Source organism: Gemmatimonadota bacterium (assembly GCA_026706345.1).
In the GTDB taxonomy this organism is placed as follows: domain Bacteria; phylum JAAXHH01; class JAAXHH01; order JAAXHH01; family JAAXHH01; genus JAAXHH01.
On the sequence record JAPOYX010000237.1, the window covers coordinates 14690 to 27547 of the forward strand.

Consider the following 12858-nt stretch of genomic DNA (forward strand, 5'->3'; position numbering starts at 1 on the left):
CCGCGGCCCCGGGGAAAGGGGCCTTGGGCCGCAGCCTTTCAGTTGCGGTCCCTGTTTTTGGAGAGCTGCTCGAAATAATCGTTCACCAGGTCCCGGTATCCCGGCGGCACTTCCTCCTCCCGCGCCAGGTACAGGCGCTCCCCGCGTCGCATGTCCCTGACCTCGGCGCGCAATCCTTCGTAGTAGTCCCGCAGGCTCCGAGCCAGATTGTTATGGAGCTCGTTCCATTTCCCTCGGTCGATCTTCCAGGGCTCGTTGCCCAGGGCGAGCGCCCGGTCCAGGTCATCCTGCAGCTGCCCGGTCTCCCGGGACATCTGGGGCATCTGCCCTGAAAGATCCCGCAGGCGTTGGAGCTGTCGCTGGTAATCCCGGGAAATTTCGTCGAGGGACTGGGGATCGGGTATCCCGCGGTTCAGCCGGTACAACCGCCGCTGAAGGTTCTGCCATTCGGCCATGGCGTCTCGTGTGCTTTCCTGCGCCCTTGCCAGGTGGTCCATGTCCCGGGTGATCAGCCTGTCCCGGGCGGTACGGACCTGGTCCGCCAGTCTGCCCAGCGCGGCGGAGATTTCTTCCTCCGTACGGACCGACTGATCCAGGGTATCCCGTCTCAAGAGGCGCTTTGAACGTTCGATCCGCTCATTCAGCCCGTTTTCATCGATCATGTCGAGGGCCTCGGTCGCCGCTTCCGCCGTCTCGGGCTGCTCCCGGGAGGAATTCCTGACGAGGTAATCCAGATCCTGTCCGAGGCGTTCGAGATCCGTCCGAATCTCTTCCTTTGCTACTTCCACCCTCCGCAACCGTTCGCGTACGAACCGGTCCAGACGCTGCTCCCTCACCGCTTCATCCAGGCCGCCGCGCCGGGTTTCGATCGCATCCAGCCGGTTCCTTATCCCCTCGAACCCGCCATCCTTCTCGACCTTCAATTCGCCGACGTTCCGCGCGAGCTGTTCCTGTTGGGCAGCCAGTTGGTCCGCCAGGCGCACGGCTTCCCGCGCCAAGCGCTCGAGCGACGCGCCCTGCGCCCGCTGCAGCTGCCGGGATGCGTCGGTCAACCCCCGGGCGGCCTGGGAACCGTCCTCCGCGGCCTGCTGGAGGCGGTCGCGCCGCAGCTGCTCGATTGTTTCGCCCATGGCCTCGGAACTCTCACGCAACTCCCTTTCCGCCTGGTCCAGCATGGGGTCGGCCGAGCCCGGACGCGAGCCCCGTGTGCGTGGATCGTTCTCGGACCCCGAGAGCGTTCGGGCGATCTCTTCCGTCTCCTCCCTGAGCTCCCGCTGCGACCTGGTGAGCCGGTCCAGTTCCCTGCGGCGCCCGGCTTCCTGCCGTTCTTCCGCTTCCGCCTCCGCCAGCTGCCGCATGCGGTCGTTCAACTGCTGCTGGCGCCTGGCCAAGTCGCGGATGCGTTGATGGTTCTCGTCGATACGCCGCTCCCGCTGGCGGTCCATGGCCGGCTGATCGGGACGTTCGTACCTGTTCTTTTCGTCCTCCAGCTCGAGTTCCGAGGTGTCGGACATATCCAGCGGGGCCCTGCCCGCCATCCCGCGGCCCCGGTTCACCGTGTAATCCCGCATCTGGGCATCGAGCCTCGTCAGGTACATGAGCGCTTCTCGCTCGTGTACCAGGGCATCGTCGATCGAACCGGAGCGGAGCGCGTCGGAAGCGGCTCCCATCGGTCCGAGAGCCATTTCCAGCGTTTCGGCCATTTTCATGGCTTCCCTGGAGAATCCGACCAGGAACCGCATGAAGGCGAGCGCTTCGTCCGCCTGGCCGCGCAGATCGTCCTGTACCGCGGCAATCGCCTTGAGGTCTTCTTCCATCCGGATCCCGGGATTTCCGGCGAGGGTTCTCTTGACCCGCCACGTGGCCGAGATGATTTCCTTCTGCTTGCGGGAGAGCTGCCTCGTCTGCATCACATCGTTCCCGCCTCCTCCTCCGCCGCTTCCGCTCTCGCCCTGCCGGTAGGTTTCGTCAAACGGCTTCACTTCGATAAAGTACATGTCTGTCGCGGTCGTTCCCGCTTCTCCTCTGCGATCGCCCGCCGCCGCGTAGTAGGCGACGAAATCGCCCGGCTGGACCGACAGGTTTTCGAGGTAGACCACGTGTTCGCCTTCCCAGACCGTGCGGCCGGATCCGTCCTGCTGCGCGCCCAGGTCCACTATCTGTTCCTCTCCGCCATTCACCGCGTAATTGAGGGAGAAGGACGAAAGGCCGAAATCGTCCACGGCCTCGGCGCGGATCATGACTTCGTCAACGGGGGAAGCCCGTGTGTCTCTCTTCGGCTCCAGGATGGTCACCTGGGGCGCCCGGTCCGGCAGCGCCCGGACGTAGTATTCCACCGGATCGTCGTTTTCGGCGTCGTTCGAGTCCACCAGGTGGACGACATAGGACAGGTCCTCCCGCACCACGAAGGATCCCTCCTGGTTCCTCCCCGCCGCTTCGAGCTGCACCGACCGGCCGTTGCTGAAGCGCAACTCGGCCGATTCGACCATCTTGCTGGCGGTAACAGTCAGGGTAACCCGCGTGGCTACGGGCGCCGTGATGTCCCCGCGGTCTTCCTCTGTCTTCGCGGCCAGCCCCGTATACGCGGGGAAGTCGTACCTGACGTCTATGCGCTCGACATAGGGAGGATCGAAGGCGGTAATGCGAAACTCCCGCGACCGGGTCTCGGCCACGGCGACGTAGTAACGCGCGTCCTCGCTGATTCCGGGGATGCTTGCGGTGAAGGTACGCTCGTCATCCGTCGCATACAGCTCCAGCATCGACCAGTCTGCGTCCTGCCCGAACCGAACGAACAGGCTCGGGTCCGCAGTCAGGCCGCTGCCCAGCCGGGCGGTTACGGCCTGACTTTCACCGCGCCTGACCCGCGCGTCGCCGGGGTCCACCGCGATCTCGCCCGGCCCCCCGGGTACCACGACGGACCAGGAAACCAGGCGCAGGGCGGAACGGCCGAAATAGCCGGGGTCCAGGAAGACCATGACGAGGAGCAGGAGCGCGGCGAAGCCCGCGGCCGCATGCAGGCGAAGGTGCCGTCTGCGATCCACGATCCTTTTGAAGTCGATCTGTTCGGAGTATTCGGCGACATGCTCCAGGAGTTGGTCCAGGAGGGCCCGCTGCGGACCCCTGAGCCGGGCGTCGCCGTATTCCACGGCGCTGACGAAGGCATCGTTGAGTTCCGGATGCCGTTCTTCGATGTATCGCGCGACCTGCAGGTCCGAAGGTGTCCGGCGAAGCGGAACCGCGAGATACCTGAAGGCGAGATATCCGAGGGTGGCCAGGGCAACGGCCGGGAGCAGGACACTGAACGATCTGCCCGGATCGAAGACCTGAACCGCCGATACGCAAAGGAGGAGAAGGACTACCCCGGCGATGGCAAGCACGGACAGGCCCCGGAGGATCAGCATGAGACGCCAGCGATTGAGGACCCTGCGCAGGTAAGCGTGCATCGTGGATCTTCCGGATACCATGGGTCACCTGTGCGTCCGGTTCGCCAGGAAGGTTTCCCCGAGAACCAGGGCGATGAGCGTGAATCCCAGAAACCACCAGAGCCGTTGGCGGCGTTCCACTTCGGCGTCACGGGCATGCATGGCCAGCGATTCCGTTTCCCGTGATTCGGGGCTCTTCGTCACGGGATTGACCACGGCCGACGCGAAGGCCTCCGGATCCAGCCCGGCGAAGTCGGACTCCCTGGTATCGAGGTTGACCGCGAAGGTCTGCGGGCTTCCTTCCGTCTGAACCCGGTACAACCCGGGCCGCCGCGTTCGCGTGAACAGCTTCGTTCCCGTCCGGGACGCTTCTACCGGGACTTGCTCACCGGAGGGGAGCATTACCTGGCGGGCCTGGACAGGTAGCCGGACCGCCTCCCCGGTCAAGTGGTATGCGCGCGCCGCCCGCTCGTACATCGAACCGCGGGAAGCCAGGTAGTCGATACACTCGTAAAGAAACGGAACGAATACCTCTCGAATGGCGAAATCGTTCCACGAAAGATCGAAGGTGGACAGAAACAGGAGCGTCCGACCGTTTCCCAGGGGCTTTTCCGCCAAAGCCGCGCCGCCGTCATCGAACCGGCCCGGGACCGAGGCCGACGAATCGGGCTCGAGTCGGGCCGTCCCGTAGAACCGCACCGTGCCGAAATCCCCGTGGCGGGGACCGGAAAAGGGTTGAAAAACCGGGTGCTGGTAGTTCACGTCGGTCAGCAGCCGGTACCGGTCCCTCGGTGTGTCCGGGAATGAAACCGACTCGATGCGTCCGGGCAGCAGTTCGCCGAAGGACGAATTAAATATATCGGAAGAAACGGCTGGATTCAAGCCGATAATGAGGCTGCCGCCCGATCGCACGTAGCCGGTCAGCCTGTTCTTCGCGGACCGCGGCAAGGCGGACAGATTGGCTGAAACGACCACATCGTACCCCGCGGGATCGACCGCGGACAACGCGCTTGCCGATCGCACTTCCACGGTGACGGGCGGGTCCTGGCGCAGCGACAGCGCCTCGGACAGGTAGTAGGCGGCATCGGATGGGCGGTCCGGCCGGATGCGTTCCTCCACGCACAGCACGCGCACGGGAGAAGGCGCGTTCACGGTGAAGTAGAATCGATTGTCCACCGGAAGCCCGTCTTCCCCGAAAGTCACGACACCCGTGTTCATGTCTGCTTCAAAGGATTGCCTGAAGATCTCCACGTGACCGGTCCGCGGGGGAATATCGACGCGACGCGTCGCGGTCGCGCTGCCGTTGACCTGGAGCGTGAGATCGTCCTGAAAGGGTGTCTGGCCATAGTTGCGAATCCGTACGGCCACGTCGCGGTTCCGATCGTCCCCGGAAAGCGCGGCGGGTATTTCCACGCCGGTAACGGCGACGTTGTCATCCTGTTCGTCCCGGACATCGATCATCCTGAGCTGGATGCCCGGACTGAGTTTCCAGCCGGCCGACCGGGGATTCCAGCCGGACTGCTGAAAATCGGAAATGAGGTAGAGGGTGCGCCGGTCGAAGTCGGCCCCGTTCAGCTGATCGTCGGCCGCGCGGAGCGCTTCCAGGTAATTCGTTCCGTCGAAGGTCGCGTCGATCCGGGTCTCGAGCATACCGGGCAGAACGGAGAGGTCGGGGCCGAGTTCCCGCACCACCGCGGCCTGGGCGGCGAAGGTCAGCAGGGCGACCTGGTCGCCAGTCTGAAGCCCGTCCAGGACTTCGGCGGCCCGGCGCCTGGCCAGGGCGAGGCGGTTCCCATACCCCATGCTGTAGGAGGTGTCGACCAATATCGCCACGGCTTCCGGCTGCGTGCCCGTGAAGATACTTTCTCCTTCGTCGCGGACGAAGGGCCGTGCGAAAATCACGGCCAGAAGCGCGCAGGCCGCCATGCGCAGCAGCAGGAGCAGGAGGCGCCGGAGTCTCTGCTGACGGACGACGGCCCGCTGGGAGGAGGCGAGAAACCGGACCATGCTGAAAACGTGGATCCCGGCCCGCTGTCTTCTGACCAGGTGCAGGATCAGCGGGATCGCCGCGCCCAGGGCGCCGAAGAGAAACGTGACGTTCAGGAAGGCCAGGTCCATGATTTAACCCATTGTGCCGGCGGGCCTTATCGTTTCACCATGCGCCTGCTCAGATAGGAGAACAGCGCGAAATCCAGCGGCCTTTCGGTTTCCATGCGCTCATAGTCGACCTGGATCTTCGCGCATCCCGTCCTGATCGATTCCATGAAGTCCCCGACGGCTTCCAGGTATTCGTCGCGAATAGCCGAAGGCGTAACCGTGATCCGCTCACCGGTCTCGGGATCGTCGAACCTGGCCGTCTCGGTAAAGGGAAAGGTGAGTTCCTCCCGGTCGACAATGTGAAACACCAGCACTTCGTGCCCCTTGAAGCGGAAGTGCATCAGGGCGTTCATTATCTGTTCGACGTCGTCGATCAGGTCGGAGATCAGGATGACCAGCCCCCGCCTGGGGGCCGATTCGGCGAGATCATGCAGCGGTTTGCCGATATCGGTTCCTTCGGCGGCGCTCAGATCTTCAAGCATGGAGTGTATGGCGTGCAGATGGGTATTCTTCGAACTGGGCGGGAGATAGTCGTGGACGACCCGGTCGAAGGTGACGAGTCCCACCCCGTCTCCCTGACGCATGATCAGGTATGCCAGGGAAGCCGCCAGATACGAGCCGTATTCGAGCTTGTCCAATCCGCTGGTCGGCCTGGTCGGACCGGCCGGCGTGGACGGCCTGTCGCGCCCGGAACGCCTGCCGCGCCCGGAACGCCTGGACCGCCCAGTAGGCCGGGCGCCGTATCCCATGGACGCGCTGCGGTCGAGCAGCAACACGCATTGCAGGTTGGTTTCGTCCTCGTATTCCTTGACGTAGTACCGGTCCGAGCGGCCCACGGCCTTCCAGTCCACGTGCCGGATGTCGTCGCCCGGCGTATACTGCCGGTACTCCACGAATTCCACGCCGAAGCCTCTGTACGGACTCTTGTGGAGACCGGAAACGAATCCCTCGACCACGATGCGCGCGCGCATTTCCATGGAGGAGAGACTGGAAAGGGTCTTCGGATCCAGGAACCGCGGGATTTCTGCCATGCTGGCGCCTTTGTGCCGGTGTGCGGATTACATGCCCGACTGCGGCGCCGGAACGGCCTCGAGCAGCCGGTCGACGATGTCTTCGGACGTGACCTTCTCCGCCTCGGCGTAGAAATTGGTCAGGATGCGGTGGCGCAGGACCGGATGGGCGAGGACGCGAATGTCGTCGCAGGAAACGTGTCCGCGGCCGTTGAGCAGCGCCCTGGCCTTGGCGCCCAGGATAAGGTACTGGGAGGCGCGCAGTCCCGCCCCCCAGGAAACCCAGTTCTTGACGAACTCCGGCGCTTCCGCGCTGGAGGGCCTGCTCATGGATGCCAGGCGCACGGCGTAGCGGGCAACCTGTTCGGAGACGAGGACTTCCCGGACAAGCCGCTGGTATTCCCGGACGACTTCGCCCGACAGGACCGTATCGACCGAGACCGTTTCCGCGGAGGTGGTCGTCCGGGCCACCGCCACTTCGTCGTCTTCCTCGAGATAATCAATGTGGATGTTGAACATGAACCGGTCGAGCTGGGCTTCGGGCAGGGGGTAGGTCCCCTCCAGTTCAATGGGATTCTGGGTCGCGAGGACGAAGAAGGGTTCATCCAGCTGAAAGGTCGTGCGCCCGGCGGTCACCCGGTGTTCCTGCATGGCCTCGAGCAGGGCGGCCTGTGTCTTGGGCGGCGTCCGGTTGATTTCGTCGGCAAGCACGATGTTGCCGAAGATCGGGCCCTTGATGAAGGTCAGCGAGCGTTGCCCCGTGGCCTTGTCCTCTTCCAGGATTTCCGTTCCGGTGATGTCGGCCGGCATGAGGTCCGGCGTGAACTGGATGCGACGGAATTCCAGGTCCAGCACCTGGGCGAAGGTCTTGATGAGCAGGGTCTTGGCGAGTCCGGGCACCCCCGTGACGAGACAGTGGCCTCCCGCGAACAGGGCGATCAGCACCTGTTCGAGGACCTCTTCCTGGCCGGTGATTACCTTGCGAACCTCCGCCAGGATCTTCTCTCGCCCCTCCTGGAATGCTTCGATGCGAACCTGCTGGGGTCCGTCTTCCGTACCGCGCTGCGCGGCGTCGGTCGTCGTCATCGGCCGGGTCCTTTCCGTGTGCCGCCGGGCTCAACTTTCCTCGCCGTGAGATTTGAAGTACGCGATGGTCTTCCTCATGCCCTCTTCGAGGGAGACCCTGGCTTCCCAGTCCAGTATTTCGCGCGCTCTCGTGGTGTCAGGGCGCCGAAGCTGGGGATCGTCCTGGGGAAGTGGCCTGAAGACGACCTCGCTATCGGAGCCGCACAACCGGATGATGGTGCGGGCGAGCTCGAGGACGGTGATCTCGTTTTCGTTGCCGATGTTCACCGGTTCGTGCTCGCCGGAATGCATGAGCCGCACGATGCCTTCGATGAGGTCTTCGCAGTAGCAGAAACTGCGGGTCTGTATTCCCTCGCCGAAGATCGTCAGCGGTTCGCCTCTGAGCGCCTTGGTGATGAAGGAAGGCGCGACGCGGCCGTCCGCGGGTCTCATCCGGGGTCCGTAGGTGTTGAAAATCCGTACGATACGCGTGTCGATCCCGTGTTTTCGGTGGTAGGCCATGGTCAGGGCTTCCGCGAAGCGCTTCGCCTCGTCGTAGACGCCCCTGACGCCGATGGGATTGACGTTTCCCCAGTAGCTCTCCGGCTGCGGGTTGACCGCCGGGTCGCCATAGACCTCCGACGTGGACGCGAGGAAGAACCCGGCCCCCTTGGCTTTGGCCAGGCCGAGCGCGTTGTGGGTGCCCAGGGCGCCCACTTTCAGGATCTGGATCGGCACGCGCTCGAAGTCGACGGGACTCGCTGGACTGGCGAAGTGCATGATGAAGTCCACGTCGCCATCGATATCCAGGTATTCCGACACGTCCTGCTGGAGGTAGGTGAATCCTTCCCGGTCCAGGTTGTGGGCGATGTTTACAGTCCGGCCGGTGATCAGGTTGTCGACGGCGACGACCTGGTGTCCATCGGCCAGCAGCCGGTCGCAAAGATGGGATCCCAGGAAACCCGCACCGCCGGTTACGACAACGCGCACAGACTTTTCCTTTCGAGGTCCGCGGAGGTCGTGGAAATCAACGGGATAAAGGGGGAAAATACGCGGCTTTCGCTCAGGGTGTCAAGCGCTCTTTTGACCGGGATATACCTGTTGACAGTCCCCGGATACCCACCTATAATTTCAGCAGGAACCTACCATTTCGGATCTCTGATCATCCAATCGAAAAGCGGGTAATCTCAGGAGACGGCTATGTTCGCAGACCTGCGGGATCAGGCAACGGTGCGCAGTGGCGATGACCTCGTGCGTCATCTCAGGAACTTTCCTCTCGAACTGAAGATCTCCGCCGGCGTCTGGTTCTTCTCGCCGTCCCAGATCCGGTTTCACGAAGCCTACATGGAGCCCTATTCCATCGAGGAGCGTCTGGCCATCGCCGGCGAACTGGCGGAATACGGCCTGTGCGGCATCGAGGCCCACTATCCGAACGAGATCAACGAGGACAACGCCCATCTCTACCAGCAACTGGAGCGGGACACGGGCGTGCGGCTGATCACGGTGATCCCCAACCTCTTCTGGGATGCCCAGTTCGAATTCGGGTCCCTGTCGTCCCCCGTGCCCGAAGCGCGCCGCGCCGCCATCGACCGGGTGATCGAGACGCTGCGGATGAACCGGGAACTGGACACGGACTTCATGGTCGTTTGGCCCGGCGGCGATGGCTATGAACTGAACTTCGGAACCGATTTCTACGCCATGTGGGACCTCTTCGAGTCGGGCCTGGCCGAAGCGCTGGACGCCGTTCCGGGGATTCGCACGGCCATCGAACCCAAACCCTACGAGCCCCGGGGCAACAACATCTACCGGAACACCACCGACGGCATCCTGATGGCCCAGAACGTGGATGAACGGCTCCAGGCCCCCGAAAACCGGGCGCTGATTGAAGCGGGCCACGCCATCGTCGGCCTGAATCCGGAACTCGGCCACGTCCTCATGGGCTTCGAGGATTTCCCCTATGCCCTGAGCCGTATACTCCGGCAGGGCAGACTGGCCCATACGCACTGGAACAGCCAGCCCCTGGGCAACTACGACCAGGACCTGCAGGTCGGCATCGTTTCGCCGGAGCAGATCTTCGCCGGCATGTACGCGCTGAAGATGTACGGCTACCAGGGTTACATGGGCATCGATATCTTCCCGGAGCGCATCCCCATCCGACAGGCCCTGATCAATTCCATCGACCGCATGAAGGCAATCGCCGAAATGACGGAACGGGTGGACCACGAACTGGTCGTGGCCTGCATGGAGCGGCCCGATCTCAACCGGGGCGTCATCGAAGCCCACCTGACCCGGCTTTTCCATCCTTCCTCGACTGGACTAAGCGCCATGCCGGCGTATCGAAAAGGTTAGAAAAGGGAATCTATGCCCGGGCTTCCGTAGCCGTTGCGCCGCCTGGGATGCCGGACCGACTGATCCGCTGCGCCGCCTGGCACGCCGGGCCGCACCAGGTCCTGGCCGTCCCGGGGTGCCCGCCACGCGACGGCATGCAGCCGCTGCCGGCAACTACTGCCGCCCGAAGGCGTATAATCCCGTATTATACCTTGTTCCCATATCAGACCTTTTCCATAGACAGGGGGATCTATGCGAGACACCATACGGATCGCCGGCGCGCAGATGGACTTGAAACTCGCCGAGGCCGAGCAGAACCTGACCAAGGTATTCGACGCCATGCAGACCGCCTCCCGGGAAGGCGCGGACCTGGTCGTGTTTCCGGAGTGCGCGTTGACCGGCTACTGTTTTTACGACCTGGACGAAGCCCGGGCGTGCGCACAACCCGTTCCCGGCCCTTTCACGGAACGCCTCGAACGCCAGTGCCGGGAACTCGACATCCATGTCATCATCGGCCTGCTGGAGGCCGATGGGTCAAGTATATATAATTCGGCGGCCTTCATCGCCCCCAACGGACTGATCGGGCACTACCGCAAGATCCACCTCCCCTATCTCGGCATCGACCGTTTCCTGTCCCCCGGCGACCGCCCCTTTCGCGTGTACGACTCCGAGGTCGGCCAGATCGGGTTGAACATCTGTTACGACGCGGCGTTTCCCGAGAGCTCCCGGGTGATGATGCTCCATGACGCGGAGCTGATCGCCCTGCCCACCAACTGGCCGGTCGGCGCCGACTGCAACACGGAATTCGTCATAAACACCCGCGCCTTCGAGAACCGCGTCAACTATATCGCCGTGAACCGCGTCGGCCGGGAAAGGGGAACCAATTTCATCGGCCAGAGCAAAATCGTCGATTTCACCGGACGAACCCTGGCGGAAGGCGACCGGTCCCGGGAGGAAATCATCTATGCCGACGTGGACCTCGCGGGCGCCCGGGAGAAGCACATCGTAAACGTGCCCAGGGCCTATGAACTCGACCGCCTGGAAGACCGCCGTGTGGAGTTCTATGGTCCCATTGTCGAGGGAGAAAGTCCTTGACACGACAGCCCCCCGAACCATAGTTTCTGCGGGGTATGAGGCCTGTGTGTATACGAGGTCGCCGTGTATGAGGAGGGCAGGTGCTGCCTTGCTGGGTTGTCCGGGCCGGCACGATGGAATACGGCGTGGCGCTGTCTCTTCAGCGGAGTCTGCTTGCGGCGCGTCGTTCCGGCCTGATCGACAATGTGCTCCTGATTCTCGAACACCCCCCCACGTACACGATCGGTCGTAGACTGAGGGCAAGTGATCACCTGCTCTACGGGCAGGAAACGCTTGAAGCCCGCGGCATCCGGGTCTACGAAACGGATCGCGGAGGAGACATCACCTGCCACGGTCCCGGCCAGTTGGTGGGCTATACCATCTTTGATATCGCGGCGTGGTACCAGGATGTTTACCGGTACCTCCGCGATCTTGAAGCCGTGATGATCGGGCTCCTGGGCGATTTCGGTATCGCCGCCGACCGCCTGGAGGGGATAACCGGCGTCTGGGTGGAAGACAGGAAGGTCGCCGCGCTGGGCATACGGGTCAGCCGGTGGATCGCCATGCACGGGTTTTCCCTGAACGTGCATCCCGACCTCACCCTGTACGAGGGAATCGTCCCCTGCGGCATCGCCGACCGAGAGGTCACTTCGATCGAGCGGATTCTCGGCCGGCCGGTTGCTATGGAAGAAGTGGAGACGGGCCTTCTCCATCACCTGGGCGAAGTGTTTGAAATGTCCTTCGAGGAGATGACCCTGGCCGAGTTGCAACAGCGCATATGACGAATATGACACCAGCATGCCACACCGCACCCAGGAGGCGCCATGAACGTTGAGACCGCCCCCGCCCTGTCAGACCCCGACCTTAACGAGTCCGACCTCGACGATCTCGGCCTCGGCCGGGACGACTACCGGATCCTGTATCATACCATGCGTCTTCAGCGAGAGTTCGAAGAGCGCGTGTACCGCCTATTTCGCCAGGGCAGACTCGTCGGCGCGGCCTACGCGGGCGCGGGCCACGAGGCCATCGCCGCGGGAAGCGCTTACGCGCTGGGGGACGCGGACATCCTCGTCCCCATGCACCGGGTGATCGGCGCCCATTTCCTCCGGGGCCATACCGCGCGCGACATGATGTGCCAGTACCTCGGCCGGGCCAACGGACCGACGGCCGGCAAAGACGGCAACATGCACTGCGGCAACTGGGACCACCATATCGTCGGGATGATCAGCCACCTCGGCGCGAACATTCCGGTGGCGGCGGGCGTAGCCCTGGCCGGCAAGATCCGCGGCAACGGAGCGGTCTCCCTGACCTACATCGGAGAGGGCGGCTCAAGCATCGGCGATTTTCACGAAGGACTCAACTTCGCGGCCGTGCACAAGCTGCCCATGGTGCTGATCGTGGAGAACAACAAGTTCGCCTACTCCACGCCGACCCGGTTCGAGTACGCCTGCGAAAACATCGTGGACCGGGCGCAGGGTTACGGCATAGCGGGGGCTTTGATCGACGGCACGGACGTGCGCGCCGTTTACAAGGCGACGCGGGACGCCGTGGATCTGGCCCGGGAAGGCGGCGGTCCGACGCTGATCGAAGCGCGCTGTACCCGGCTGCTGGGACACGCCCAGCACGACGATGCCTTCTACGTCCCGAAGGAGATCATGGAGGACGGGTGGAACAACGATCCGGTCGTGAAGAGTGAAAGCCTGCTGCAGGAGCGGAAGTACTTCACCCGCGACGAGCTCGACGAGATCAAGGAAGAGGTCAAGGGCATTGTGGACGACGCGGTGGATTACGCGGAACAGAGCCCCCTGCCCGAACCCGAAGAAGCGCTTGAAGGCGTCTACGCGGACTGAAGCCCCCAACCG

9 protein-coding genes are annotated in these 12858 nt (G+C 63.4%); 4 read left to right on the forward strand and 5 right to left on the reverse strand.

The window, feature by feature from the left end:
* Positions 1 to 38: 38 nt before the first annotated feature.
* The 5 genes from OXG98_16855 to OXG98_16875 are packed head-to-tail and all read right to left on the reverse strand — an operon-like array spanning position 39 to position 8584.
* Positions 39 to 3443, reverse strand: coding sequence for a hypothetical protein (locus tag OXG98_16855; protein MCY3773678.1), 3405 nt, complete (start codon positions 3441 to 3443; stop codon positions 39 to 41).
* A 24-nt stretch (positions 3444 to 3467) separates the two neighbouring features.
* The gene (locus OXG98_16860; GenBank protein MCY3773679.1) at positions 3468 to 5540 is read right to left on the reverse strand and encodes a BatA domain-containing protein; all 2073 of its coding nucleotides are present in this window, start codon (positions 5538 to 5540) and stop codon (positions 3468 to 3470) included.
* A gap of 26 nt (positions 5541 to 5566) precedes the next feature.
* Positions 5567 to 6550 (reverse strand): DUF58 domain-containing protein, encoded by a 984-nt coding sequence (locus tag OXG98_16865; protein MCY3773680.1) that lies wholly within the window; start codon positions 6548 to 6550, stop codon positions 5567 to 5569.
* Between the two features lie 27 nt (positions 6551 to 6577).
* Positions 6578 to 7615, reverse strand: coding sequence for a MoxR family ATPase (locus OXG98_16870; protein MCY3773681.1), 1038 nt, complete (start codon positions 7613 to 7615; stop codon positions 6578 to 6580).
* Positions 7616 to 7645: 30 nt separating this feature from the next.
* A complete protein-coding gene (locus OXG98_16875) occupies positions 7646 to 8584 on the reverse strand; it encodes an SDR family oxidoreductase (GenBank protein MCY3773682.1) in 939 nt (312 codons plus the stop codon).
* Between the two features lie 210 nt (positions 8585 to 8794).
* Here OXG98_16875 and OXG98_16880 point away from each other — a divergent pair, with 210 nt between their 5' ends.
* The 4 genes from OXG98_16880 to OXG98_16895 all read left to right on the forward strand — a co-directional run bounded on the left by OXG98_16880 (position 8795) and on the right by OXG98_16895 (position 12846).
* Positions 8795 to 9943 carry a TIM barrel protein gene (locus tag OXG98_16880; protein MCY3773683.1) on the forward strand — a complete coding sequence of 383 codons (1149 nt, stop codon included), beginning with the start codon at positions 8795 to 8797 and terminating at the stop codon, positions 9941 to 9943.
* A gap of 231 nt (positions 9944 to 10174) precedes the next feature.
* The gene (locus tag OXG98_16885) at positions 10175 to 11017 is read left to right on the forward strand and encodes a carbon-nitrogen hydrolase family protein (protein ID MCY3773684.1); all 843 of its coding nucleotides are present in this window, start codon (positions 10175 to 10177) and stop codon (positions 11015 to 11017) included.
* A gap of 80 nt (positions 11018 to 11097) precedes the next feature.
* On the forward strand, positions 11098 to 11778 hold the full coding sequence (gene lipB, locus OXG98_16890) for a lipoyl(octanoyl) transferase LipB (protein MCY3773685.1): 681 nt from the start codon (positions 11098 to 11100) through the stop codon (positions 11776 to 11778).
* 42 nt (positions 11779 to 11820) lie between these two features.
* On the forward strand, positions 11821 to 12846 hold the full coding sequence (locus OXG98_16895; GenBank protein MCY3773686.1) for a thiamine pyrophosphate-dependent dehydrogenase E1 component subunit alpha: 1026 nt from the start codon (positions 11821 to 11823) through the stop codon (positions 12844 to 12846).
* Positions 12847 to 12858: the final 12 nt, after the last annotated feature.